Genomic DNA, 26,347 nt, shown 5'->3' with positions numbered 1-26,347 from the left:
AAGATGGAAGCTCAAATAGCACATCAATCAGCGCAGCGCCTGCTGCGTCAACGCAACTGGCTGGCCCTCTTAGCTGCGGGGCTAGCAGTGACCAGTCTGGTCGCCATTACAGCTGGATCAATGCAGTCGCGTGAAGTCGTGCTGGTACCAGTGACCGGGCAATCTCTCACTTTGTCGAGCGCAGGCGTATCCCATGAATATTTAGAGCTCGTCACCCGCGATACCGCTCTCATGCTGCTCAACCGCAGCCCTGAAGGGCTTGATTACTGGATGGGGCAGATTCTCAAGCTAGCCGATCCCAGTGCCCATGGCCGTCTCAAATCAGAATTGGTCAAAATCGTTTCCGAACAACGCGGCTCCGATATTGCCCAGGCTTTTGTCATCCGTTCGCTTGTCATCGATCCGAAAGAACTCAAGTCTGAGGTAACCGGAACGCTCAAAACCTTTGTGGGCGCGCAGGTAATTGCCAGCGAAGAGCGTAAATTTGAATTCAGCTGGACCTACTCCGGTCTTCGGCTTGCATTGACCGGCTTTGCCCAGGTCCCAACCGAGCGCGAACAACAGATTCAGCAAAAGTCAATTGAAAAGGATGCCTCGTCATGAGCAGCATATTAACATCCCTGCCCGCCTGTCTGCTGGGCAGCGGCATGGCGAGCATCAGCGTGGGTGTTACGCGGCTTCCCGATACCGGTTTTAAAACTCTTGGTGCGGCATTACTTATTACCGCACTTTCGGTCAGCGCATCACCCGCTTTGGCGGACCAGTTTGTCGAGGCGGCCGACAATGCTAAAATTGACTGCACATTATCGCGCGATGAGCTGACCCGTATTGCTTTGGTTGGCGACGAATTTTCCAGCGTTTCAAAAATCGCCTCGGGCTATCCCTATAATGATTTCGGGGTAACGCACGAGCCGGTGCGCGGTGATATCTATATTTCCGTGCCGCCTAGCTTCGCCAGCGACAGCGTTAGTTTCTTCGCCACCAGCAAACAGGGTTTTGTCTATAAATTTGCCTGCCGCACGGCAGCGGTTGAAGCGCATCAACTTTTTATAACCAATCCCGACCTTGCAAAACCGGAGGCGGAGACTTGGGAGAACGAAAGAAGCGAAGAGCAGACCATCATCGCTTTGGTCAAAGCGGTGGCGGAGGGAGCAGCGCCTCCCGGTTATAGCGTGCACCAGCGTATGATGCGCCCGGTCCGAACCGGATCCATCGAAGCCCAGCTCATCGCAGAATATCGCGGCGCCAATTACAACGCGCAGCAATTCATTCTCACCAATCGCGGTAAAACCGCAGTCGAGCTCAATGAGACCGAGCTCGCACCCAAATCCGCGCGCGCAATTTCCTTTGCCCAAAACACACTGAAAGCCGGAACGAGCACGTCCGCCTTTGTTGTCACCGCGACGCGGGGGACCGACCAATGAGCGAGAGCAAAACTATAGCACCCGTTAAAGATGCGGATGCAGAGCAAGGTAAAGCGCGCGCTGGTCTCAACAAACAGATCGCGCGGCGGCAAAATTTGCTGCTTGCCAGCATTGGCAGTCTCGCGCTTATCGCAGGCGCCTGGTTTCTATTTGCCGGTGACGGTGATGATGCAGCTCAAGACGATAACGGCATAGTTACAATTGACGCTGGCAGTCTGGTTAACCGCAATCTCTCCCAGCGCGAGTTTGTCGCGGCTTATGAAAACCGGCTTAATAAACTCACGCAAGATCAAAAGGCGCTCAAAGAAGCACAGCTCCCAACTGACAAAATTGAAGACCAAATCGAAGCTCTTCGGCTTGAAAACAGCGAAATGCGAACCAATGGGCAAGCCGCCATCGATGCGATTTCAGCGGAAAACGCGGGACTCAAATCACAGCTCGAAGAGAAAGCCGCAGCGCCGGCAATCCCACCGGCCTATGGTCCGCAAGGCGGAGATTTTAACCGTCAATCTGCGTCGCTTGGCTCACCAAATCGCACAGAAATTTCACCCGATGGTTCTCCATCCGGCGCAGTAAGAATTCTCAACTTCGGCAGCGCAGGGCAGGGATCGAAATCACCGAAGAAACGCACATCGGAAATATCACCGCTGCTGGTTGAAGACAGTCCGGAATATCTACCGCCCAACAGCTATGCACCGGCAAAAGTCATTGTTGGCGTTGATGCCTCGGTCGGGGTGGCCAGCCAAAGCGATCCGCTTCCGGTGGTATTGCGCATCACTGGCCCTGCCCGTTCGGTGGTCAAAAACGGCAAATTGCTTACGACAAATATCACCGGTTGCATTGTCAACGGCGCGGCGCGCGGCGATCTGTCGTCAGAGAAAGTCTATGTGAAGCTGGCGCGTATGACCTGCGATCAGCCCGGCGGGCGTGTCGCCGTCAGCGAGGTCAAAGGATTTATCAGCTTTGCCGGTAAATCCGGCGTGCGCGGCCGCGTTGTCAGCCGCGAAGGCAATCTTGTCAGCCAGGCTTTGCTTGCCGGGATTGTCGGCGGGTTTGGGCGCGGGTTTTCGGCCAATGCCAACGGCATTTTTTCCGGTCAGATTGGCACGGACGGGAAACGCGATAGCCTATCGGGCGCCGACATATTGACCGGCGGCCTTGGCCAGGGCGCAGGAGATGCCGCCGATACCGTCTCCAAATATCTCATCGAACGAGCCGAACAATATCAACCTGTCGTCGAGATGCCGACCGGTATCGATATCGAGATCGTCTTTCTCGACGGCGTCCATGTAAGGAGTGAAAAAAAGTGAATTTCAAATATCAGAAAGTAGGCAGGAACCTAAAATCAAAGGCGGCAGCCATTGCGCTTGCTGTTGCAAGCGGCGGGATGGTTTCCGGCCTCGTTGCTGCCAGCTTTATCTCTGCTCCAGCCAATGCCGCAGGCGTACTCCAAGATGTGCGCACGGCTATCCAGCTACGTCTCCCGAAAACACCCATTACCAGCCTCACCTGCAAGGGGTTTGGCGGTCTGTGCGAGGTCGTATCGGAAAAGACATTATTCTATATTGATGAACGCGCGCGTTATCTATTTGTCGGGCGTCTATACGATATGGAAAGCCGTGCGGATCTGACGGCCGCAAAACTGCTCGAGCTTAATCCACAGCTGCTGGTCGCAGGAGCAGCAGGCGCAAATTCCAGCGGACCGACTGCCGCACAGCAGCCCGCCAATAAACGCGCGTCCAAAGTTCCCGTCGCGGACTTGATGCCATCAGGAGCAATCCATTGGGGATCCAAATCCGGTCCCAAGCTCATCGTCTTTTCCGATTTCAATTGCAGCTATTGCAAGCGGCTGACCGCGGAGCTCAAAAAGGCGCGCATGCGCGTTGAAGAGCGGCCGATATCCATCTTTGGCGAAAAAAGCAGGAAGCTGGCTGAAGCCGTGATCTGTTCGCGGGATCCTGCAAAAGCGCTGCACCAGGCCTATTCCGGCGAAACACCGAAGAAACAAAAGTCGTGCAACACCTCAGGTCTTGATGCCAATGAGGCCTTTGCACGCAGCCACGGTTTTTCCGGAACGCCGGTCATGGTGCGCGCAAGTGACGGCGCGGTGCTCGAAGGATATCACGGCGCAGCCGAAATCCGCGCGTTCCTTGGCTCAAATGCAAAAGGTGCAAAATGACACGCGCGCTCTATCCATTGGGGATGCTCGCGCTTTCATGCGTCTCACTATCGTCTTGCGCTAGTCTGGGCAGCAATATCAGCGGCAGTTTCGATTGCAAGGCACCAGGTGGTAGCTGCGCGCCAACATCACAAATTGATGCAGCGGCGAGCGTTGCAATGCTCGATCAATCTCCATCAAGTGGCAGGCGAGACCTGACATCAGCGGCGCAAACCGCGCGGACCGGCGAGCGTGTGCTCAAGATTGTCTTTTCCGGATTTGTCGATGCGTCGGGCAATTTGCATGAAGCCCGCAGCGTGCATGTAGTTGCGCGGTCTCCCGACTGGGCTGCCACATTGACTGGGCAAGAAACAAATATCGCTCGGCAAATGGCGCGCGATATAGCAGATCAAGCCAAGCAAGCATCCAAAGACCATTCCGGCGACGCTCTTAGCGCAGACGATAACGCCAGCGAAACGCCGTCAGAATCGATTGAAGCCGCTGACCCATTTCTCAAAAGTTCATTCAATTTGCCCTCGCGTGGTTCGTACCCCTTGACCGTGCGAGAGGCAATTGCCGGTGCAAACATACCGGCAATCGAGGGGTTCGATAGGCTCCCTCCCCCAGCAAGTCGAACCCCTCACCCTATTTTGAAAACACTACCTAAGGATGGCCTACCGAGTATTGAGGCCATCGAAGCCGCCAAGATACGCGGAGCTCAAAAAAGGCCTAGCGAGGAGAAAGGACAATGACCTTCTCCATAACTGGCGCGCGCGCCAAACTATTGTCGGGTCTGTTTGGTGATACCCAGACTGCTGACCATCAAAGACCAAGCATCGCGCTCGACATGCTGTCAGACTGGCTGCCGTACCGGGTATTTGATTCAGGACCGCGGCTGTATCGCAACGCGCGCTCAAAAGGATTTATATTGTCCGCTGCGCCGCTGATTGGCGCGGATGAGCGCACCGGGGAAATCTTGGGACAGTTTTTTTCTGAAGGCATGCCCGAAGGCGCGTGTCTGCAGATATTACATTTTGCCAGCCCGCGCATTGGCCGGGTCGTCGCCCCTTGGTTTGCCAAACGCTATGCACAGGGCGGCGTATATGAGGCAATGGCGCGCCATAGATCAAAACGTCTCTATGATCTGGTCTGGGAAAGCGGGTCTGCCCATGCGCCGTTTCATGCCCGCTGCCATAATCTGGTTATCTCTCTTGGCGTTCCAGACACCGCAAATGTGAGTGATAATGAACTTGCACAGTGCCGCGAGGGACTGATCGGCGTGCTGACCTCGCTCGGCATTGATGCGGGTGAAATGGAACCGCAGGAACTCATCGCGCTCGTTGATGATCTGACCTCTCCTACGACGGCGCCGCAAGAAGATCGCACCGAATATAATCCGCTCGATGATATCGCCAGCCAGGCCATCCGCCGTGATATTGAACTCGAAGTTGAAGATGACCGGATGATCCTGCGCACCGAGCGGTTCCGGGAAATTGGGCGCAGCGCTGATGGCACGCCAGAGATCGGTGCTATTTATCCCGATGCCTTCGACATCCGGCACTTTGGGGTCAGGCAAATGCCAGAACGGTGGGCTCCGTGGGAATGCGCGCGGCTGATAGGAGACATGTTCACCGACAAATTGCGCTTCCCCTGCCCGGCGGCAACAATGCTTTGTCTGGTCTACCCAGACCGCGAAGGTGCGTCTGCAAAAGCCGGTTTCAAATTTATGCGCACAACCAGCCTCAGCCAGTCCAAAAGCGCGCGGTTCCTGCCCAAGCTCGCCCAGCAATCTTCGGAATGGAGCCATGTCCAGGCAGAATTGCAGGCCGGGAAACGCCTCGTGCAACTTTTTTACGGCGTTACCAGCTATTCACCGCTTGGCCTCGGCGATGCCCATGAACGCTCGATCAAGGCTATCTACAAGGCTGCCGGTTGGGATTTGGCCGACGAGCGGTTTCTCCAGCTCCACGGGCTGATCGCCGCCATGCCCATGACACTGGCGGATGGCCTTGCCCATGATCTTAAACGGTTAAAGCGGCTTAAAACCATGCTTTCAACCAGCGCGGCGCATATTGCACCCTTGCAGGGCGAGTTTCTGGGCGGGCCGCTGCCACATCTGCTGCTTGTCGGCAGGCGCGGGCAACCTTTTTACTGGTCGCCATTTGAAAATGACGCGGGAAACCATAATGTTGCGATTTGCGGAAAATCCGGTTCCGGAAAATCGGTGCTGCTCCAGGAAATGTGCGCAAGCCTGCGCGGCGCGGGCGCGAAAGTTGTTGTGATCGACGATGGCCGCTCGTTCGAGCATTCAGTTAAATTGCAGGGCGGGCGCTTTGTCGAGTTTACCCTCAAATCCGGTTTCTCGCTCAATCCCTTTTCAATGATCAATGACGCGCGCGCAGCAGAAGACGATGACTATAAACTCGACTGCATCGCGATGGTCAAGGCGATTGTAGGCCAAATGGCGCGGCACAGCGACCGGCTTACCGATACAGAGCGCAGTCTGATCGATCAGGCGGTTACAACAGTTTGGGAAGCGCTTGGCAGCGGCGGCACGATCAATGAAGTGGCAGCAGCATTCGCGGGCATTTCCAATCCTGTCGCCGATGATCTGGGCGTTGCCATCGGACCCTATATGAGCGGCGGAAGCTATGGCGGCTTTTTTGAAGGTCAGGCCAGTATCGCGCTCGATGATGATTTTACCGTTTTTGAAATGTCTGATCTGGCGACGCGCGAGGATCTGAGATCTGTCATTCTTTGCGCTATCATGTTCATGACCAGCCAGGCGATGACCCAAAGCCCGCGCAGCACCAAGAAACTGCTTCTGATCGATGAAGCATGGTCGCTGCTCAAAGGCGGCTCGATGGGAGAGTTTGTTGAAACCTATGCGCGTACGGCGCGCAAATATGGCGGCGCGCTGGCTACCGCCACGCAGTCACTCAATGATTATTATAAATCGGACGGCGCAACCGCAGCGCTGGAAAACAGCGACTGGATGCTGGTGCTGCAGCAAAAACCGGAAACCATTGCTGATTTCCGCAAGAACGACCGCCTCGACATGGATGATCGCACCGAAACGCTGATCCGTAGTTTAAAACGTTCGGGCGAGGAATATAGCGAGGTCTTTATCAAAGGCCCGGAAACGCAAGCCATTGGGCGCCTGGTTCTCGATCCATATTCCGCCTGCATCTATTCTTCTTCGCCCGATGTTTATGCCGCGATCGAAGCTGAGCAGGAAGCGGGAGCATCTCTGGCACAGGCCATTGCCCGCGTGTCCGGTGTCGGTAGCGATGATCGGAAAGGCAAGCACAATGCCTGACAAAACCGATACGCTGTTTGATTCTTATCTTTTCCTTGGCACAAGCAAGGACCAGCGCTGCAAACGTGCGCCATTTCCCGTGCGGAAGCTCTTTCAAACCTCTTGCCACATCATGCTGGAAGCATCGTTGTTCACCATGAGCTCGGTGTTGATGGCGCTCGGCCTGCCGCTGTGCTTTTTTCTTATCTTGTCCGGTTGGGATTTGCTCGGGCTGTTCACGCATCTCGACAATTTAAGCAGCCGCTATCTCGAAGCGGACGGGGTGCGCAGATTGGCGTTTTCCAGTGACCTCAAAATCATATTCTTTGGGTCTACTGCTCTGATCGCGGCGCTTCGGATACCGAGATTTATTGCGCGGATAGCGGGTAGCTTTTCCAAAAGGAGCAAGACATGAGCAAATTTGCAATTTTCTCAGAGCATCTACCCAGCGGGCGATCGGTTATCATGGTGCTTTTATTCTCAGCCGCAGTTTTGTGGATCAGCTGGGTTAGCATGCGTCTGATCGAGCCCAATGGACAACAAATTGTGCAAGTCCGCATGTCCGAGATCATGCGCGATTTCGTTGACGCAGAAGCAAAGGGCAATGCTGATCCGGAAATGACGCGCGAGGCCATTGCCCGGTATCTCAAAGCAACGGAAGCGGCCGTCGATGATTTCAGCCGCAGCGGACATGTGATTTTGGTTGCCGAAGCGGTGCTTTCAAAAAATACGCCCGACGCCACGTCGCAACTCAAAGCCAAAATCGCCCAAAAACTGGAAAACGATAGCCGGGAGAAGCCGCAATGAACGGTATTAGATCCCGCCTGAAACGCCCGCTTGTTCTGGCAATGCTGGTCGCGATCCCGTTTCTTTATGCACCGATAGCCAAATTCAGCGACAACCATGCGCTGCTGATTAACGCCAGCCCCAGCCTCCCCAACTGGGCATTCTGGCTGGACAAGAATTTTATACCTTCCCGCGGTACCTTGATATTTTTCGAGCCGCCGCGCTCAGAACTGCTCACCAACCATTTCGGCAAGAAGCCGCATATCTTCGGCAAACGTATATTGGGCATGCCAGGCGATCTGGTTCGCCATGTCGGCGAAAATGTTTTCATCAACAATGAACTTGTGGCGCGAACGAAACCCAAAACGCGTAAAGGCGCCGTTCTAACCAAGGGCCCCGAAGGCATCATTCCGGGCGGCTGCTATTATGTTGGAACGTCCCACAATCATGGCTTTGATAGCCGCTATGGCGAAATCGGCTTCATTTGCGCGCCCCGGATTATCGGCACCGGGAGGGCAATATTGTGAACATTCGCTATTTGCCCCTGCTCGTCACAGTCCTGCTGTCTTCTCCATCCTTGGCGCGCGACTATGGCCAGCAGGGCACACATTTCCCGATTATCGAACCGGATTTACTCGAGCAAATTCAGTCGCGCCTTCAGACCATGGACAAAAATGGTGACATTGACCGGCTCAACCAGAAACTCAAAGCCCGCACCATAGCGCGAGTAAACCGCCCCAAGCCTGTCGCCGGATTGGTGAGAGCAGATAATGCCAAAACGCGCTTGTTCGATCCGACCATCACATTGCAGGCCGATATATTTGATCACAATAAACGGAAAATCTGGGCAAAAGGAACCAGGGTCAATCCACTGGATACGGTTCCTCTACGCGCGCCGCTCATATTCCTCGACGGCGATGATCCAGCCCAGCTCGAATGGGCATTTGCGCAAAAACCAAAGACAGCAAAACTCATTCTTACAAACGGCGCGCCGCTTCAACTTATGAAATCGCGCCAAAGACGTTTCTATTTTGATCAGGGCGGAAAACTGACCGCGCATTTCGACATCAAAGCACTTCCGGCAATCGTCGATCAACAGGGCCGGATGCTGCGTATCCGCGAATTTGCGCTGCTCCAACAGCGGGGGCGAAGCCAATGACAAAGGGCTTTTCAGATATCTTCAGGTTGAAGTCCTTAATGCTATTATGTCTGCTGGTATTTAGCTTGCTTGTTTCAGCCCCGGCGCGCGCTGATGCCGGCCCTGGCCGTTGCACCGGTAAATTTGTCAATCCGATCACCGACATCTGCTGGTCCTGTCTCTTTCCGCTTTCAATTGGCGGGCTGGATATCTGGCCATCGAGCAGACCTGATCCCAAAAACCCAACCCTGCCCGTATGCCTTTGCGGTTTGCGTCCCGGCATTGCGATGGGGTTCTGGGAGCCGGTGCGGCTTGCCGATGTCAGCATGAAGCCTTGGTGCTTTGTCAATCTGGGCGGGCTCAAGATCGATCCCGGATTTGACATTGGCTATCGTTCCATCTCGGGACCATCGGCAATTGGCGGCGCGAGCCAATATTATTCCAGCTGGCATGTCCACTGGTATGCCTATCCGCTGATCTACTGGATGGAGATTGTTGCTGATTTTCTCTGCCTTGAAGCAGGCTCGGTTGGGCTACTGGTTCTATTGCACCAAACCAAAGCCGCCTGAAACAGAAGAACTGCCGCCAGAGCCACAAGCCAGCGCAAGCGAGCAACTCGATGCGGTCACGAAGGAATTGCGCGAGCTTAAAGCCAAAGCAATTCTCCAACCAACCCGCGAGAATGTTATCGCATACATACGCTTCCAGCGTGAACAACTTGATCGCGCGTCGCTGTTTTCGGACGTTTGGCAGCGCGCGATATGGCAGCAGCCCGATCTGGATTATACGCTCGAGCGCCCGGTTTCCACGCTGGCCAAAAGGCAGTGGCAAGATGCAAGAAATGCTTCACGTGATACAGTCATGTCAAATCTCAGCAAACGCTACGGCCTGTTTTATTTCTTCTCGCAAAGCTGCGGAGCCTGCGAGGTTATGTCACCAATTGTCAAATCGGTCTCCAATCGCTGGAAACTGACCATTCGCGCCATCTCAACCGATGGTGGTCCTTCACGGCATTTCCAAAACTACACGGTGGAGGCCGGACAGAGGGCACGGATGGGGCTCAAACCCAAGATTACCCCTGCCCTTGTTCTGTGGGACAGCGCACAACGCCGGGCAATCCCGATTGGTTACGGCATCCTCTCCGCTGATGAATTGCAGGACCGCATCTATCTTCTTACATCAAAGGAAGCCGGACATGATTATTAAGAAAGCCATCGCGGCCCTGGTCGCTGTAAGTCTGATCGCCGCGCCCCTGTCAGCCCCCGTATCAGCCAATGTCGGCGACAGTATGGACCGGTTCATGGATGACATGGGCGGCGCAGCCAATGTTACCGGCCCCACCGCCTTCGAAGGCCAGTCAGCAGGCTATTATAGTTTGGGCAATGTCTGGACGCGTTTCCCTCAGAAAACGGCCAATATCGCCAATTTGCAATTACCGTCTGCCAAAGCAGGCTGCGGCGGCATTGATATTTTTGCAGGCTCTTTCTCCTTCATCAACGCCAGCGAGATAGTCGCGATGCTGAAAGCTGTGGCCAATAACGCGGTGGGTTTTGCCTTCAGCCTCGCCATCGACACGGTCTGCCCGGAATGCTCGAAAATCATGCAGGAGTTTTCGCAAAAAGCGCAGCTCATGAACAATCTCAATATTAACAGCTGCGAAATGGCCCAGGGTCTGGTGGGCGGCATATGGCCAAAAGGTGATCTTGCCGACAAGGCGATCTGCGAATCAATCGGCAATTCTCAAGGCATCTTTACCGATTATGCAGCGGCCAAACATGGGTGCGGCACCAAAGGTCAGCGCGCTTCCACCAATGAAGGTGCGGGCGCCGATTATGCCGATGTTCATCCGGCGCTCGCGCGCAACTATACATGGTATATTCTCAAAAAATCGGCCTTTTTCAATCCGGGCGGAACGTTCGACCGGGAACTTGCCGAATATGCGATGACACTGATTGGTACGATTATATACATTCCGCCAAAAGATAACACGCCCGGCAAATTTGTGCCTTTCGCAGGCGATGCATCCTCGACATTAGTGACCGCGCTTCTGGACGGCACCTCCGGACAGACAATCAAAGTGTTTGATTGTGATGAGGTGGATCAGTGTCTGGAACCAACATTTCGCAATATGAGCCTTGCCACCTCCAAAGCCATCCGGCCCCGGGTTGCAGCCCTCATCACCAGCATGGTGGAAGCCATAAGAACTGATACAGCGATCGGCAATGCCGAAAAGGAACTGCTGCAGGTGGCCTCCGTGCCGCTTTACAAAATTCTCACAGTACAAGCCGCTTATGGCCGGGGCATGCCCACCGATGACCGCGAGACACTCGCTGAAATTGCCTCGGTCGATCTGCTCTTTGCGGTGCTGGAACGGATTGTCGGTGAAGCAGGTCGCTCCATGTCTTCCTTCATCGGCGCGGACGAGGCCAAGCTCGCCATGTGGCAGGGGCAAATGAGCGAAGTGCGCCGCGCACTGGCGAACAGGCAATCAAACAGTCAGGCCAAGGTCAGCGCTATCATGCAGATTATCGAGAAAACCGCGATGATCGAAAATATGCTTTCGGCTTCGATGTCGCCCTCCATGGCAGCAGCTCTCGACTGGTCGCGCGCGGTCCAGAACCGCTCGCTCACACCTTGATCCGGGCACTTGACTAGATGGTAGAAATTTTCACAATTGGCGGCGGCGAATATATCGTCAATGTCCTCAATGCCGTTGCGGCATGGACCGGTGCGGGCGGCTATAAAAGCCTGATCCAGGTCGCGATGGTCATGGGGCTTGCGCTATCTGTCATAGTGGTCGCCTTCAATCAGGACTGGCGCGCATGGCTCCACTGGTTTTTGGGCGCAACGCTGATCTACATGTGCCTGATGGTGCCGCGCCTTGATGTTCATGTCACCGACCGCATCAACCCATCTCTGGCACCCGCCCAAGTCGCGGATGTCCCTTTGGGCCTTGCGCTCATGGCAAGTTTCACCAGCCAGGTTGGCGACTATCTGGTGCGCTCGTCTGAAACAGTGTTCGAGCTGCCCACCGATCTCGATTACTCGCGCAACGGCATGATATACGGCTCGCGGCTCTTTGATGCGACGCGCAGTTTGCGTATTTCTGATCCTGAATTTGCCGCCAATCTCGACGAGCATTTTCGTCAATGTGTATTCTATGATTTGCTGCTGGGCCGCTATTCCATGAAGGAACTGTCGGCAAGCGAAGATATCTGGATCGTTATTGCACCGGGCAGCGCAGCACGCGCACAAAAATTTCTGACGCGCCATCCTGATGATAGTGTGACAGCCGATATCATCACATGCCGCGAGACCTATAATGATCTCAATTCTCAGTGGACGACGATGATCGATGAAATGGGCACCATCTTTGGCCGCCAGCTCTATCCCAAACAAACCGCTGCGCTGGCCAAAGCCAAGCTGTTTGCTGATCTACCCGTCGCTTATAGCTATTTGAGCGGCGTGTCGCAAAATGCCAGCGAAATCTTCCGGCAAGTGCTGACGATCAATGCGATGAAACAGGCGATACACGGGATGGCCGCTTCCAGCGGCACATCAAGCGTTGATGTTTTTGCCCAAACACGCGCCGACATTCAGACCGAGCGCACCTACAGTTCTATTGCCCAAAATGCCATGAAATGGGTGCCGATCCTCAATGTTGTGCTGACGGTCGTATTCTATGCGCTGTTTCCGGTGCTGTTCCCGCTGTTCCTGATGCCAAAAACCGGGCCATTGGCGCTGAGGGGTTATATCACGGGATTTTTCTATCTCGCGGCCTGGGGGCCGCTCTTTGTTATTTTGCACATGATCCTGATGTTCAAAGGTGCGTCTGATGTCAGCGGTGCAGCAGGCAGTACCGGGCTCAGTCTCGCCAATTTCTCCGGCATGGTTGATGTGAATAATGATATCGGCATTCTCGCAGGATATCTTGTGGCATCTATTCCATTTCTGGCGGGCGGTATTGCGAGGGGGGCGCTTGCTATTTCAGGGCAGGCGACATCCTATCTCAACCCATCCCAAAATGCGGCAGAAGAAGCGGCGCGCGAAGCCAGCACTGGCAATGTATCGCTTGGCAATAGTAATATCGAGAATTCGAGCGTCTTCTCCCGGCAGTTTGCGCAAGGGTCCATAGCACCGAACATTTCCTATGGCGCCGCGCAGACACGCGGGTTTAGTGAAAGCGGGACGCAAACCACGAGCTTTCCCGACAACAGTTTCGACCAGGTTCCGAATTCTGCTTATCCGTTCACCCCAACATTGGGTCAGGATTTTACCTCAAGGCTTTCCACACTGGCATCAAACAGTCGATCACAAAGCGAGACCTTCTCCAATCTTGCTCAGCAATCGACCAGTTCGGCAGTAACCCGGTTCAATGAACTCCGAAATGCATACAGCCAGGGTCAGTCTTCGGAAACAGCTGCCGGCACAAACGAAAGCAACAGCGTCCACAAGGCATTCAGCGAAGTAGATTCTGCGTCGAGAAACCTGCAGCAGCAATATGGACTGTCACGCCGGGCAGCGGATGATATCACTGTGTCCTGGTTCCTCAATGGAGATGCTGCGCTTGGAGTGAAGGGCGAAAAAGGTGCGTTGAACTCTAATCTCGGACTCAAAGGCGGTCGAAACCACAGTTGGACCGATAGTGATATCGGAATTGCTTCGGAGGACCGCAATCGGATAATGGGAAGCCTGAACCAGATTTCGGAAAACCGGAACTGGTCCAAAACCCGCGATGGGTTTGTGCGAAGTGTGAGCTCCAGCAGCAGTTCCGAAATCTCAAGCAGCGCGTCTGGACTGACAACATCTTTAACCGAGGCCCAAAGCTACACCGTCGAAGCGAGGCGGTCAGAAGAACTGGCTAGCCGATTGGAAGATCAGGCGACATGGTATGAAAGTAACAATGCTGCGGGATCACTCAACCTAAGCCAGGCCTACCGAGAATGGGGCATGGCGGAGATGGGAAGCAACCGCGACTATTACGGCAATGAGCGTTTTGACGATATCAACTTCCAGCTCAGCGCCGAAGGGCAGGAACTGCAAACCCGGTTTGTATCCGGTTATGCCGACAGACTTCATGATGATATCGAAGACAAGTTAACTATGCCGGAATTTTCTTCGGTGCAAAGGCCCAATGTGAGCGGTTCCGCCGGCGTTCGCGGTAGTGTATCGCTCGGCAGTAGTAGCTCGGGTTCCGTGGATAGCGCACCGGATATAAACGGGATCGGGGATGAAGTGGCGGGCGCGCAGGCGCGCGGTAATAAGCGCATCGGGACAGTCAAAGATGCAATGGATAAGAAGACAGGAAAATCACGGGGCGCAAGCGCAAAAGCGGCCGATGATGTGAAAAAATGGTGATGTTAAATCTGGATCAGGCCATCGTAAATTGCTACAAAAAGGGCGAATGCTAGGAACGCTATAAAGAAGGTAATTAAGCCGAAACGTCCCCAAGGATCCGCCCACGTCTTTTTCCATGTATAAGCGGTCAGGCGATTTTCTGCGAGCGCCTTGTCTACCTCAGACAATCCGGACCAGTTTTGTTCATCGCCAGATTGAGATTTTTTATCCTCGGTCATTTGTCATTCTCCAAGTTCCTGGTTCAACAAGAACCAAGCCCCCTCTTCTCCTCGATCATAGCCGAAAATGAGAGTATAGTCATTTTGAATTGCCAAACTGAGTTGTTTCATTCTAGATATTTTCGGTCAATGCCAAGCGCTTTTGAAATGCTTTTGCTACCGGCTCGACAAATTCTTCCGGGAAACCTGACAGAAGATCAGCAATTGTTTTTTTCCAAAGCAGATTCTGCATTCTTTCGGATATAGGCATCGGTTCCTCCTGTCTGCATCCTGGCAGAAACGCGTTTTCGGATATCAATATTGTCAGGGAGCAGATTGTCAAAGACGGCTATGACAGGCGTGCCAATATACCTGTCCTCGCGCAAGGGAAGTGAGAGCGAAACCGGCATGGCATATTCCCATGTCAGCCAGCTCTCATCATACCGAAAATCGATTACGCCTGATTTCTCGCGGCGCAATTGTCCAACCAGGCGATTGTTTAAAAAGACATTCAACGGCGGATGAGTGGATGTACGAGCCATCCTAAAAAATATCCGATATCGATTTTTGCGGCACGTCAGAGTTTTGCAGGACGATGTCCAGATTGAGTACAGCCAGAATGCCAAACATGATTTCGATGCGCGTTCCACCCTTACCGTTTTCAAGATCGGAAATTGTAGCCTGGCGGGCTTTACCTTGGCTGCCAGGTCAGACTGCGTTAGACCCTGTTTTTTTACGGTGCCGTGCTATCGCAGCGCCAAAAATCTTTGATGTCCGGATAATCTGCATGAACGTGTTCCTTCATGCCGACTTATACGCTTTATCGTATAAAATCTTTTGATACGATAAAGCGTATATACAATAACCTGACAGCCGCCCTATTACTGAAGCCTATCATTATCTGAATAACTGCGGTCTAGGCCGTTTGGACGGCGACGGCGTTCCTTGTGAGAGTATTTGTTTGGGCCAAAAATCAGATACGTGCCGTAAAAGAAGACCGACGATGGGCATAATCTCCAAAGATCAAAGACTGATCATAATATGGATAAATATTGACTTTTGATTATATTACGCACATATATTGATCAAGGAGACACGTCATGGCTATCGCATCAACAGCCAAAGCAAGAAATCGCAAGGACTTGACCGGCCCGGCTTTGCGGACGTTTTTCAATATTGCGGACGCCTGGGGTCTGAAAGAGCAGGAGCAGATGCGCCTTCTCGGTCTCGACAGCCGCTCCACTTTTCAGTCATGGAAACGCGGTGCGGTTTCATCCATTCCGAAAGATGCCCTCGAGCGGATATCTTATATTATGGGAATTTATAAGGGCCTGAAAATCCTTCTCCCCAAAACGGCCGATGAATGGATCCGAAAACCCAATGACGCTCCCTTGTTTGCTGGCCGCCCAGCCCTTGATCGCTTGACCTCAGGCAATGTTGCCGATCTTTTCGTCGTGCGCCAATATGTCGATGCACAGCGCGGATAGTCGTGGACATCCCGATTAGCGCAGTAAACTGGCATCCCTGTTACCGTATCGTTCCCAGCCGCTTTCCACCGATCAATCTATTCGAAGAAGTCGCCGATCCGGATGATCTGGATGCTGTTTTTCAGATCGAGGCGATGACGAATGATCGTTTGCGTGAGGAGGCAGGGGATTTAAGCCTTGTTCCGAAAGACGACCGGGTTTCTGGCCCCGGGACCTCGCCTATTATGGCCGCATTCACGCATCTCAACCCGGATGGCGACCGCTTTACGAACGGCAGTTACGGCGTCTTCTACGCTGGCGACAGCATTGAAACCGCGATTGCAGAGACCCGGTATCATCGGACGAAATTCATGCTGGCGACACAGGAACCACGTCAGGAACTTGATATGCGCGTATATGCTGTCGAACTTGATGCTGAACTGCATAATATTCGTGATATGCGAGAAAGCCACGCAGCGTACTATCACCCAGATAACTACGCGGTAGCGCAAGAATTGGCTGACAGTTTAAGAAAAGACGGCTCGGACGGCATCGTTTATCAGAGCGTGCGCTACGAAAATGGAGAATGTGCAGCCATATTTCGTCCGAGACTATTATCAAACTGCAGACAAGAACGTCACCTTTGTTATGTCTGGAACGGCGCAAGAATTTCAAATATATACGAAAAACAGAATTTCGAATGAAGCAGACCATTTCTGCAGGTGGCGACCGGCCTTCGAGTTTTCAAACACAGGCTGGAATTGAATCGCTAATGAACTAAGCCGAAACGTCCCCAAGGATCCGCCTGCGTCTTTTTCCATGTATAGGTGGTCAGGCGATTTTCTGCGAGCGCTTTGTCTACCTCAGACAATCCGGGCCAGTTTTGTTCATCGCTAGATTGAGGTTTTTTATCCTCGGTCATTTGTCATTCTCCAAGTTCCTAGTTCAACTGAAACCAAGCCCCCTCTTCTCTCTCACCATAGCGGAAACGTCACTCGTCGTCATTTTGAAATTAGGTGTTCAGTCCCAGATTGTGATGGTCTAAGATTGTGGAGTCATTTAGCGTTGTTTCTGACATAGAAACGCAAAGCGAAATAAGTATAATGCATGGCCAGTATAATTCGTCTACGGAATGTAGATTGTGCTTCGCGAGGCTGCCGCTTAGACGTAAAATTTGAATGGCTGCTTCTCTTCACCCTTTGCCGATCCCATTGTGAGCACATCCCCCACCATCTTTGCAAACCGGACGGTTACAGGCAGTCCGTCGTTGAAATTGCAAGAATTGTAGTTGATTTTGGTCAAGCCCATGATGTCGCGAAGCACCGTCGACATGCGCGGTTTTTCATCCTTGCTACGAAGCACTGTGATATGGAGCGGGTTCGGTGTTTCGGGACCAATATACGTGTCGAGTTGCGGAACATATCCCGTGGACCAGAGATAAGCGGTTTGATCATCCAGGTGCAATGCTGTCCCGCGCAGTACCGGATAATCGCCATCGCGGAACAGCTTTGACTCGCCGCCGGTCGAGCGAATGCGAACGCCGATAATATTGGTTTCCTCTGGAGCTGCTGCAACGAAACCTGCCCATTCCTCATCATTAAATGTCGTCTGGCCGTGAATGAACAGTTCGGTTGGCGGTTCTCCGTGCGTCTCGATATATGTCTCCAGAACGAGCGCGATGAGATCGCGAGCCGCTCGCGCCTTGAGATGGAATTCATAGTCGCCGGTTTTCCAGGGACCGTTTGCTCCGCGAAAAACGACGCCATCACCTTCGTTCAGGAACATTTGTGCTGCGCAGCAGGAATGCCCATCCGGGTCATGCGGTAAACTCTTGAAGACCATTCCGATATAGCAAACGCCAGGCCGTACTTCGGCAAGTCGCCAAGGCGGTTTGGGCTGGGTTTTGTAATAGAGGCCTGTTGCCAGATTCCATGCCGTCGTTGCCACATCCTGCGTTTTGCGCACGGGATAGCCAGCTTTGTTCAAGAAAGCCTCGGGCGCCAGAGTGGTCTCCCGGATCATCTGGGTCGGCGCTAAACGCAGAAACTCTGCTTTGATACGACGATGGAAGTCAGGCACATCCTCGAAGATCTTCTCGTCGCTTTGATCCACGATCCCGGCAGTCGACAACAGCGGTATCTCAGTCTTGACCCTTTGTTTCTTGCCAAAGTCGCCCTTCTCCAAATTCAGTCCCGTTCTGCGGGATTCCGGGCGGCAACGCTCATAGATGATTTCAGGAAGCACCAGCATCCACACATCTACCGCGCACTCTTCGTTGCGGAGATATTTCCGCACCCTGTCGATGTAGATCTGCGCGACTTTGTCGACAGCTTCATGTAAATTTAAAATGCGCGTGGCTCTGTCTATATCATCATAGGGAATGGATAATGTGCCGCACTCATCGGGCTCGAAGGTGATGCCATAGGCCTCTTCAAGACCCGGAAAATTGGCAAGGTGAAGACGATCTGCTTTTTCACCCTTGCCAGGTGGAGGAACCTCCACCTTGTCTAAAATCCGTCTGGCCCAGGTCCGGAAATGAGCGATACCATCGACGGTCCCTACAACGCCGACCCTGATTTCGCGGGTCTTTTTGCCTTTCGCATAGGGACCGTACAGAAAAAGACCGTCTTTCGGATGCGCGCTGCGCTGAGCAAAAGCGAATTCGAGATCGGGCTCATCGATATGCTCGACATTGAGCGACGTTTCCGGAAACTTCACGCCTCTTCCTCCAGCTCAAGTTCCGGCCGACCGAGAGTGCTGGCATCGGTCTCTTCGGCATCGGCGTCCAGTTCATCCGGCAGCTCGGTGCTAACCAGAGAATTGAACAAGATCGGGGTGGCATCCAGCATGATCGAGCTGATGCTTGATACAGCCAGCTTCAGGTACGCGGAATCGCCGGAAAGCAGTTCGAGATAGGCCAGCATTCGGCCATGCCACTGCTTGTTGCGCCATCCCTTGCAGTTCGATCTGCGCAAACGGTGCATCTTTCTATGATCATCGATGGCCTCCCCGTCTTCGGTGCCGTTATCGACGGCGAACAACACCCGCGATTTGAGTTTGAAATGCCAGAACGGCCACAGGAACGGCATTCCTGTCACGCCATATTGCCAGATATGGCCGCGCGCTGAGTTGCGAAGCATGGAAGAGCGCTGCGATCCTTGCCGCCCCCAAGGAATCCGCTTGCCTTTCGGGGCCAGATCAGGAGGGGGATGAAAGCCTATGGCATTTGAATAGGCATGCGGCGCAAAGCCTTTATCTTTGCAGAAGGTTTCCCAGGCCTCTCTGATCATGCGGACGATCATGTTCGACGCTGGTTGCCGTTCCAGATCGAGAGCCGACCAGCCGTTTTCGGCAAATTCAAATGTGTCCAGCTCTTCTTCGAGCGCAAATCGGCCAATATCAGCAAGCCACTCATCGATATCGCATTGCTCTGCAAATGTGATCAGACCTCGACCATGGGGAACAGCAGGAAATGGCAATGCCCGCGCCGCACGCTTTGCCCGATCCTCACCCCCTGCGCCGACATTTTCAAAATAATGGATTGAATCTGGCGCTTCTAGCACACGCAGCCAGTTGGAGGTGAGACGCTCTGGCTCATTGACCAGTGCAATGCTCCCGCGCCGCCGGAATAAATCCCAGTTCGGATCGATCGATATGTCGCTTGCTTGCTTGGGTACCTTTTGACGCTGCAAGGAATCGAGCAGCGCTGTCAGGCCCTCCCCCCATCCGCGGACAAAATCGACTGCGAGGGCGTCGCCGATACCCTTGATTTTCCGGCCCGCTTCAAGACGCAACGGTATGATGAAACGGTCATCGCCCAGATCTTTTCCAACTTCGAGAGCAATATCGATATTGTCCTGCACCTGGCGATCATTATGCGCAGTATCGGTCACTAAAAGTAGCGCCTTGGCAGTGCGGTGTTGCAATATCAAATCCTCGACCCTGCGCCATCGATCGCCCGGCTCCAGCGTCAAGATATCTGCATAAACGCAATACCCTGCCGCCTCCAGCTTGGGTGCGAGCCAAAGGGCAAACTCATTGTCTCCCGGCGTGGTCTTGATCAGGAAGACCATATCCCGCTCGACCTCGAGAGTGTCGCTCTCAGTGGCGCTGGCATCGCTGGATTTCGGCTGAAAAATGCGCCCGAAAACTTCGGGAATTGCATCCTTCGTAACATTGGCTTCGGTGAAAGCCTCGGCGACCACCCTTTTTAATATCCCAGTAGAGGACAACCACAGCTTTGAATGAGCTTCCTCAATTTCAGGATGTTTTCGTAGCAGGGCGTTGAGATCGTCGGGCCCAAAAATGTCGCCGGTGGTCTGCAGGCTTGGCCCTATAACCTCTTTCAGATCGGATTTGTTTTTAGGGGTCAGCGGAGCGGAGGTGACCAGAATATATCTGTCGGCGGCCAGCCGGTCGATCGCGGCCCGTTCGGCGGCCATCGCCGATTTCAATTTCGAGAAACCGGATCGGTGATAGTGTTTGGCTTGCAAAATGGTAGAGGTGCCGCCTGCACAATGGCGGCCATCCATCCCGTCATCCGGACCTTCAGCAAAAGCTTCAAAACGGATTTCGAGTTCAGCACCCACCAATTCGCGCGCCAGTTCCTCGAACTCAGTTGGCGACAGCGATGCAAAATCATAATTCATGGCGGTAGATGGAAGACTATCGCACAAACAGTCAAGTAGTTGATTCTTTGGTCGTGTTAGAGTCTCGCGGCTTCTTTCTGAACGCGGGCGATGATATCCGTCAAAACCGGCTGTTCGCGGTAATATAGTGCAGCTGTATTCGCATAGGCCGTTTCGAATTTGGCGCGAATATCCTCATCGCTCAGTGCAAATGCCGGGTTCTTTCGTATGTCTATTTCGTCGGCTTGCGGGAAACGATCTTTCTTGTGCGCGAAATATTCATCCGTTCCGATAAACGCCTGCACTTCAGCGCAGTCCAGCAGGCAATACAAATCGTAATAATGGCGCAGGAAATTGTTGGGCATGCTTCCGTCTTCCAGGTGACGCCTGAACTTTGTCGAGATGGTTTGCAGCTTTTCGACGAACGTATAGCCTGGTTCATAACACGCGACATCCATTGCACGGTTATCAGTCAAATCCTCAAGCCCTGCCGCAACAGCCTTATCGTAGGCCCATGAACTTATTGAGCAGGGACGGTTGGGCGACACCTGGTCAAAGCCTGCTTCCAGAAGGATGCCGCTTTTTACCCCGTCAGGAAGATCATTGTGCGGCACGTAGTACAACCGGATCCCGGCGCTGCGCATATTGTGATCGTCAAACAGTTCGTCCCGTTCTGCTGATGTGATGCCGGGGATCGCTAGCTCGTCCGGCAATGCGTCGAAAAAGCCTCGGCGAGCTTCGACATGCTTGGGCTTGTTGTGGTTCTTTCCCCAAAGCACATCGCCATCGCGCGGATGGATGAGGATATCGATATCTTCTGAAAAACGGTGAATGACACCAAAACCTTTGGAAAGCGAGGTACCGCCTTTGAGTTCGAAATGGAAGCCAAGCTGCTGCAGGCCCCATAGCGAATGCATGATCCAATAGTCTTTCTCGATCAGGCCCGGATCAATCGCAAGGTCGCGAGAACAGACATCGATGAGATCGCCAAAATCCTCGCTTTCGTGCAGCAACATTGGTGTGTCCCAGCCTATGCTGGCTCTAGAACCGGTGCCAAAAGGCGTTCAGCACGAGCGGAACCAAAATCCTCCACGGCGCGGGACAGGCGGCGGCGATCCATCCGCTCTGCTGTCTTGAGGGCGCTAGGAAGAACAGCGGCTTCGTCTTCCGGCAAGCGCTCAAGATTGTGCAGCAAATCGACGAGCAGCACCTCTTCGGACAGATGCTTGGGCACCGAAGGACGCAAACGAAAATCATACGTGCGTCCGCCCAGCTTGAAACGACCGTGGCGCTTGCGATTGTAGACCACAGGCTCATTGTAAAGCTGCGTCGTGCCTACACCGAGACCATTATAGGCATTCGGCGAGACCATCAGGTAACGATCATCGCCCAGGAAGGCTTCGACAAGTTTTTCCGGCTTCGCAGCCGCGGCCCCAAATTTGGTTTTGCGCGGGGTCATATAGAGCCCTGGCGAGACCTTTTCGAGCCGCCCTTCCTCCATGAGTTGGCGCACATGCCTGTCGACCGCATTGGACCATTTGGCAAGATCCTTGCGGCGATAGGCCTGACCTGGGCGCAGGCGGCGTTTAAGATTACTCAAAGCTGTCATTTTTTGTTATCGTTAGATAAACGCAAATATATTAATATGCAATGAATTTCATTTAATATTCATGCAAAACCTGTGATCAATCAATGCAAATAAGCACTTGCTTTTGGAAATTATCACATTGAGAAATAGTAATAATATTACCTCTCTGACGTCCAAACGTCTTTTTCGTAATCCCGTATCGATTCAGATAATTTTTGAACAATTCGACTCACTTGTGAGACGAAATCCTGGCGCCTTCCGCCAGATCAAACAATCAGTAATCGAGATCGCTCGGGCCATATCTTCGGGTGTTTTGACAATTCCTCCGTATAAGTAAAATAAGTGGCGGTATCAATTTAAGACGCTTTTTGTTTCTGCAAGTAATCCTCAACCTTCCTCAACGTCTGAGCCCTAGGCCGCCTCCCTGCCCGCAAATCCAGCACAAACCGCGGATCACCCACCGCTCGCCTGCCAAAGCGCGTCGGCGACATATGTGTCTGCTTGAGATATTTTTCGATACGATCCAACAGTTTCACATGAGGCCTCCTCGACTCATAAATCACTTGCGTTCTTGCTATGTTCTTATTAGGAGGATTGCATATTGTCTAGGATAAATCCTATTTGCGGGTTAGAAGGCACGACATATGGATGATGTACGAGAAACTCTGGACCGGCTGATCCGCGAAAACAGAGATGATTATTCCGGTCTCTCAAAAATGCTTGGCCGTAATGCTGCCTATATCCAGCAGTTCATTAAACGCGGAACGCCGCGCAAGCTGGACCCCGAAGACAGGCGCAAACTGGCAAGCTTTTACGGCATTGACGAAGCAGTTTTGGGCGGCCCGCCGCCAACCGGCAGGGATGGAATGGTCGAAGTGCCCGTGCTCGATGTCAATGTTTCTGCAGGGCACGGAGCGTTAGCGACAAGTGAAGACCGAAAAACCCGCTTTTCATTTGATGAAAACTGGCTGCGCAAACTTACTCCGGCCAGAGATGCCAGCCTTTCGGTTGTTCGCGTCATGGGCGATTCTATGGAACCCACCCTGTCTGACGGCGATGACGTGCTGGTCGATGCTTCTGACCATGGCTCGCGGCTGCGCGACGGTATCTATGTTATTCGCGTTGATGACACGCTTGTGGTCAAACGCATTGCGCTGCGACCCGATAGTCCGTTCATTACCATTGCCAGTGATAATCCGGCATATCCAACCTGGGATGACGTTGATCGCAGCACCATCCATATCGCTGGCCGCGTTCTCTGGTTCGGCCGGTCGCTTTGACCAGAAATTGATCATAAGCTAAATACCCATGTCCAACGGCTTGCTATGCTCTTTGGTAAGCTCCCGCTGGTGTTTTTGCGCGCCTTTTGGCGCAATTTCATTGCCTTTCGCGAGACCGGCAGCGGCGGCTTTGCCAAGACGCGCGGTCACTTCCAGCGCTGATGTTTTTGCGCCGTCATTTTTCTCGACTGCTGCTTCCAGTTTCTCGCGGTTGTCAACGATGAGCGTCAAACCGTCTCGCAATCTGGTAATCGTGACCAGAAATGTCTGTTTGTTTGAGAGATTGCGCTCGCGGCTATCCATGACGGCGATCCCGCGATCAGAAGTTAGCCCCTGCGCCATATGGGCATTGAGCGCGTAAGCAAGGTCGATACGCTTGAGCATCGGGTCGCCATGAATCAGACGATGCTCCATTCCAGCAGATGTTCGCAAGGTCACATATTGGGCGTCAATATCCATGATCTTCGAAGAATCAGCATTGAACAGGCCGCGTTTATGATCACTGTCGGTCCAGCGGATTTTATCACCGGCATAAATATCGAGCTGCTTCTTTTCATATAAGGCGATCTGGTCTTCAGATGCATTGGCGCGCAGTTTGCTCACCTGAAAGCTTCGCTCCCTGCCTTTGCGATCCTTCAGGACAAGCTCCTTTACACGTTCATCGACCGAAATCACGTCATATTGACCTTTGCCAAGGTGCTGGCTGCGACAAGCTTTTTTAAACTCGATCATCATGCCGGGTTTGTAGCTGTGGACATAGCGCAGTTCCTCGCGGGTGCTATTAATGCGGGAAAAAGTTTGCAATTTCAGCCCGCGTTTCCCGAGCTCATGGTTTTCCTTAAGTCCGATCTGGACCGCCTCGTTGACAGCTGTGCGTAGCGCCCGTCCGGATGCATAGATTGCGGTAGATTGCCGATTCTGGGGCGACAGCGCAAGCCAGCGTTCGGCAGCAACAAGCGCACCGTTTTCCCCGGTTTCGACGATATGGTCCTTCAAACAGGATAGGGCTTCGCCAATATTGCCGGCCTGCGCTGAATATTGTGCGCGGCGTAATATCTTGTCGCGGGCGCGCAGGTTCGTAATCATCTTGGCGGTCTCAATGCCTGCTGCCTGTATCATCGCAAAAGGTTTGCCGGCATCGACAGCGCCAAGCTGCTTCTTGTCCCCGATCATGACCAGACGGTCCACTTCGAGCAGGTTTGCGAGCCGGACCAGTTTTTCCTTTTCGGCATTGGAAACCATTGAGGCCTCATCGAGAACCAGCACATGGTTTTTCATGGCCGCTTTGGCTTCCCTCAAAGCCCTTTTATCAGCACCTTCATCCAGGAGCTTTTTATGTTTCCCGATGAATCGCGCCAAAGTCATCGACGCAATTCCGGTATCACGCTCGAGCATCTGCACCAGCGTATTCTGGACGGCGAGCCCTAAAACCGTCTTGCCGTTTTCCCCAAGCAGCTGCGAGACGGGTTTGAGAAGACTGCTCTTACCTGCTCCGGCAATACCCTGAACTGCGATAATGCGGTTGCTTGAAGATAATATCAACCGCCCTGCCGCTTCCTGACCCTTATTGAGCGTCATCCCAAAATTGAGGCCCGCCACAGCCTGCAATTGATCTCCTGCAGCGCCCGATGCCAGGAACGGCTCGGTCTCGCCTCGGCCAATCTCAATTTGCCCAAGGATGCGCTGCTCCATCTGCAAAGCATCACGGGTAGTTACAAAATTGCGGTCGCGGCCTTTTCCCCGGACGAGTTCACCTTCTCTGATAAGCGCCCTTACGCGGCGTTCAACATGGACAATGGTTGTGGGAAGGCCAAAATCGAGAGCGGCTTTATAGACATCATGGATCTGAAATGCTGCTTCGCGCTGTCCCAGATGACGGATGGCAGAAGCGGTCGCCTGTGCAGCGGCAATCTCTTCCCGGGATTTGGTTAGTATATGCTCTGGCACCAAAGGATCGGTGAAAGACTTTGCCCCAAGTCCGGAAAGTTTTTCGGCGAACGCATGCAGGAAGACCATCCCTTTTTGCGCCAGTGATAGATTCGGATTTCCGTCGATCTCAAGGCCTGCCGCGCGGATATTCGCTTTGTCAATCAGTCCGCCAAGGTCCAGCTCCATTGACTTTGCAGTTTCCCGCCAGGTTGCGGCCAGTGCGTCTCTGTCCTTGGCCCCTTCTTTGGGCGCACGGGTAACAAGGGCCGCGACCTTACCTGCTTCCAGTCCCGGTCCCCGGCGCGCATCAAGAACTTCTTGCCTGCGCGTAGAGAAGGCCATGACCGCTTCGCGTGATATGCCTGCAGCTTCAAAATTGCCATGCTTACCCTGACGGGCGGGTTCATAGCCCAGTTTTTCAATTTCAAGACGAAAACGCGCCATCGTCATGCTGTTCAGCAGAGTATTGAGCGACCACAGCTTGTCGTTATGAAGCGCGCGCCATTTGCCGTCCGGCCCCTGCGTCACATTGGCGACAACGGCGTGAAAATGAACATTGGGCTCCTGATTGCGATTGGTATCATGCTGAAACAGGCCGATCGCCAGATTGCTGGTACCAACCACCTTGATCTTGCCCCGAGAAACAATCCTTGTCTCAGCAGCATTTTTCTCGGCCCAGTACAGCGTCTCGCTCACCGCTGTCCGGTAAGCATCAATGATCCTTTTATCACCGCCCACCAAAGCAAGCAGCGACCAGCTTTTGGGTAGCGAGAAAGTAAGATCGGTTCCGGCGCGGTGATACTGACCGTCGCTCCCGACGCGCTCCCCATTTGGCAATTCGCCGCGCAGCAAAGCTTCAAATGCTGGTGCGTCGACCTGGCGCGTGAGTCCTAATCGCTGCGCACCCTCTCCGATCCACTGACCGGACCGGTCCGCATCCGATTTGGTATAATAGTTATCCGCCGCGAAATAGGTGGCAGCGCCGCCCGCAGATCGGACATTTGACGCGGAGAGCATAGTCAATTCCTATTCTATTGCGCGTGCCCTCCGCCGCGCAGGTTTCACATGTCATATTCGCCGATATCGCGGTCTGGTTC

At 53.4% G+C, this 26,347-nt stretch carries 23 protein-coding genes and 2 pseudogenes; 17 read left to right on the top strand and 8 right to left on the bottom strand.

Going from position 1 to position 26,347, the window contains the following annotated elements:
• The first annotated feature begins 3 nt into the window (after positions 1 to 3).
• The 14 genes and pseudogenes from VIN76_RS07650 to VIN76_RS07585 all read left to right on the top strand — a co-directional run bounded on the left by VIN76_RS07650 (position 4) and on the right by VIN76_RS07585 (position 14,162).
• Entirely contained in the window at positions 4 to 603 is a 600-nt protein-coding gene (locus tag VIN76_RS07650; protein WP_332041245.1) for a type IV conjugative transfer system protein TraE, read from the top strand.
• Positions 600 to 1,424: a type-F conjugative transfer system secretin TraK gene (locus VIN76_RS07645; RefSeq protein WP_332041244.1), complete on the top strand. Its 825-nt coding sequence runs from the start codon at positions 600 to 602 to the stop codon at positions 1,422 to 1,424. The genes VIN76_RS07650 and VIN76_RS07645 overlap by 4 nt, the downstream gene beginning before the upstream one ends.
• Positions 1,421 to 2,734 (top strand): TrbI/VirB10 family protein, encoded by a 1,314-nt coding sequence (locus VIN76_RS07640; RefSeq protein WP_332041243.1) that lies wholly within the window; start codon positions 1,421 to 1,423, stop codon positions 2,732 to 2,734. The genes VIN76_RS07645 and VIN76_RS07640 overlap by 4 nt, the downstream gene beginning before the upstream one ends.
• Positions 2,731 to 3,603 (top strand): DsbC family protein, encoded by an 873-nt coding sequence (locus VIN76_RS07635; protein WP_332041242.1) that lies wholly within the window; start codon positions 2,731 to 2,733, stop codon positions 3,601 to 3,603. Before VIN76_RS07640 ends, VIN76_RS07635 begins: the two co-directional genes overlap by 4 nt.
• Positions 3,600 to 4,334 carry a conjugal transfer protein TraV gene (locus tag VIN76_RS07630; protein WP_332041241.1) on the top strand — a complete coding sequence of 245 codons (735 nt, stop codon included), beginning with the start codon at positions 3,600 to 3,602 and terminating at the stop codon, positions 4,332 to 4,334. The genes VIN76_RS07635 and VIN76_RS07630 overlap by 4 nt, the downstream gene beginning before the upstream one ends.
• Complete coding sequence (gene traC / locus VIN76_RS07625) at positions 4,331 to 6,901, top strand: type IV secretion system protein TraC (protein ID WP_332041240.1); 2,571 nt, start codon at positions 4,331 to 4,333, stop codon at positions 6,899 to 6,901. The genes VIN76_RS07630 and traC overlap by 4 nt, the downstream gene beginning before the upstream one ends.
• Positions 6,894 to 7,295, top strand: coding sequence for a hypothetical protein (locus tag VIN76_RS07620; RefSeq protein WP_332041239.1), 402 nt, complete (start codon positions 6,894 to 6,896; stop codon positions 7,293 to 7,295). The genes traC and VIN76_RS07620 overlap by 8 nt, the downstream gene beginning before the upstream one ends.
• A complete protein-coding gene (locus VIN76_RS07615) occupies positions 7,292 to 7,687 on the top strand; it encodes a TrbI F-type domain-containing protein (RefSeq protein ID WP_332041238.1) in 396 nt (131 codons plus the stop codon). The genes VIN76_RS07620 and VIN76_RS07615 overlap by 4 nt, the downstream gene beginning before the upstream one ends.
• On the top strand, positions 7,684 to 8,193 hold the full coding sequence (locus VIN76_RS07610; protein WP_332041237.1) for a S26 family signal peptidase: 510 nt from the start codon (positions 7,684 to 7,686) through the stop codon (positions 8,191 to 8,193). The genes VIN76_RS07615 and VIN76_RS07610 overlap by 4 nt, the downstream gene beginning before the upstream one ends.
• A complete protein-coding gene (traW, locus tag VIN76_RS07605) occupies positions 8,190 to 8,825 on the top strand; it encodes a type-F conjugative transfer system protein TraW (RefSeq protein ID WP_414696307.1) in 636 nt (211 codons plus the stop codon). Before VIN76_RS07610 ends, traW begins: the two co-directional genes overlap by 4 nt.
• A gap of 38 nt (positions 8,826 to 8,863) precedes the next feature.
• Positions 8,864 to 9,349, top strand: a pseudogene (locus VIN76_RS07600) (TraU family protein); the annotation flags it as partial.
• Positions 9,321 to 10,010: pseudogene (locus tag VIN76_RS07595) on the top strand (conjugal transfer protein TraF); the annotation flags it as partial. The pseudogenes VIN76_RS07600 and VIN76_RS07595, both read left to right, overlap by 29 nt.
• Entirely contained in the window at positions 10,000 to 11,442 is a 1,443-nt protein-coding gene (locus tag VIN76_RS07590) for a conjugal transfer protein TraH (protein ID WP_332041236.1), read from the top strand. The pseudogene VIN76_RS07595 and the gene VIN76_RS07590, both read left to right, overlap by 11 nt.
• A gap of 17 nt (positions 11,443 to 11,459) precedes the next feature.
• Positions 11,460 to 14,162: a conjugal transfer protein TraG N-terminal domain-containing protein gene (locus VIN76_RS07585; protein ID WP_332041235.1), complete on the top strand. Its 2,703-nt coding sequence runs from the start codon at positions 11,460 to 11,462 to the stop codon at positions 14,160 to 14,162.
• A gap of 2 nt (positions 14,163 to 14,164) precedes the next feature.
• Here the strand turns inward: VIN76_RS07585 and VIN76_RS07580 are convergent, their stop codons facing one another.
• Positions 14,165 to 14,380 carry a hypothetical protein gene (locus tag VIN76_RS07580; RefSeq protein WP_332041234.1) on the bottom strand — a complete coding sequence of 72 codons (216 nt, stop codon included), beginning with the start codon at positions 14,378 to 14,380 and terminating at the stop codon, positions 14,165 to 14,167.
• Between the two features lie 197 nt (positions 14,381 to 14,577).
• Positions 14,578 to 14,901, bottom strand: coding sequence for a HipA N-terminal domain-containing protein (locus tag VIN76_RS07575; protein WP_332041233.1), 324 nt, complete (start codon positions 14,899 to 14,901; stop codon positions 14,578 to 14,580).
• 558 nt (positions 14,902 to 15,459) lie between these two features.
• Here VIN76_RS07575 and VIN76_RS07570 point away from each other — a divergent pair.
• Together VIN76_RS07570 and VIN76_RS07565 are read left to right on the top strand one after the other, a co-directional pair.
• A complete protein-coding gene (locus tag VIN76_RS07570; protein WP_332041232.1) occupies positions 15,460 to 15,846 on the top strand; it encodes an antitoxin Xre-like helix-turn-helix domain-containing protein in 387 nt (128 codons plus the stop codon).
• A 2-nt stretch (positions 15,847 to 15,848) separates the two neighbouring features.
• Positions 15,849 to 16,529, top strand: a complete 681-nt coding sequence (locus VIN76_RS07565; protein ID WP_332041231.1) for an RES family NAD+ phosphorylase — start codon at positions 15,849 to 15,851, stop codon at positions 16,527 to 16,529.
• Between the two features lie 65 nt (positions 16,530 to 16,594).
• On the opposite strand, the gene VIN76_RS07560 is transcribed toward VIN76_RS07565, so the two are convergent.
• The 5 genes from VIN76_RS07560 to VIN76_RS07540 form a co-directional block, all read right to left on the bottom strand.
• The gene (locus VIN76_RS07560) at positions 16,595 to 16,747 is read right to left on the bottom strand and encodes a hypothetical protein (protein ID WP_332041230.1); all 153 of its coding nucleotides are present in this window, start codon (positions 16,745 to 16,747) and stop codon (positions 16,595 to 16,597) included.
• Between the two features lie 239 nt (positions 16,748 to 16,986).
• The gene (locus VIN76_RS07555; RefSeq protein ID WP_332041229.1) at positions 16,987 to 18,543 is read right to left on the bottom strand and encodes a hypothetical protein; all 1,557 of its coding nucleotides are present in this window, start codon (positions 18,541 to 18,543) and stop codon (positions 16,987 to 16,989) included.
• Positions 18,540 to 20,474 carry a TIR domain-containing protein gene (locus tag VIN76_RS07550; RefSeq protein ID WP_332041228.1) on the bottom strand — a complete coding sequence of 645 codons (1,935 nt, stop codon included), beginning with the start codon at positions 20,472 to 20,474 and terminating at the stop codon, positions 18,540 to 18,542. The genes VIN76_RS07555 and VIN76_RS07550 overlap by 4 nt, the downstream gene beginning before the upstream one ends.
• A 56-nt stretch (positions 20,475 to 20,530) precedes the next feature.
• Positions 20,531 to 21,469, bottom strand: a complete 939-nt coding sequence (locus VIN76_RS07545) for a nucleotidyl transferase AbiEii/AbiGii toxin family protein (protein ID WP_332041227.1) — start codon at positions 21,467 to 21,469, stop codon at positions 20,531 to 20,533.
• A 14-nt stretch (positions 21,470 to 21,483) separates the two neighbouring features.
• Positions 21,484 to 22,062 (bottom strand): hypothetical protein, encoded by a 579-nt coding sequence (locus tag VIN76_RS07540; RefSeq protein WP_332041226.1) that lies wholly within the window; start codon positions 22,060 to 22,062, stop codon positions 21,484 to 21,486.
• Between the two features lie 623 nt (positions 22,063 to 22,685).
• Here VIN76_RS07540 and VIN76_RS07535 point away from each other — a divergent pair.
• Positions 22,686 to 23,321 (top strand): S24 family peptidase, encoded by a 636-nt coding sequence (locus VIN76_RS07535; RefSeq protein ID WP_332041225.1) that lies wholly within the window; start codon positions 22,686 to 22,688, stop codon positions 23,319 to 23,321.
• 18 nt (positions 23,322 to 23,339) lie between these two features.
• Here VIN76_RS07535 and mobF read toward each other — a convergent pair whose 3' ends face one another.
• Positions 23,340 to 26,267 carry a MobF family relaxase gene (gene mobF, locus VIN76_RS07530; protein WP_332041224.1) on the bottom strand — a complete coding sequence of 976 codons (2,928 nt, stop codon included), beginning with the start codon at positions 26,265 to 26,267 and terminating at the stop codon, positions 23,340 to 23,342.
• Positions 26,268 to 26,347: the final 80 nt, after the last annotated feature.

Source organism: Parasphingorhabdus sp. (assembly GCF_036568145.1).
Classification (GTDB): Bacteria; Pseudomonadota; Alphaproteobacteria; order Sphingomonadales; family Sphingomonadaceae; genus Parasphingorhabdus.
The sequence above is the reverse complement of the archived record's forward strand: the minus strand, read 5'-3'. Positions and strand labels throughout refer to the sequence as shown.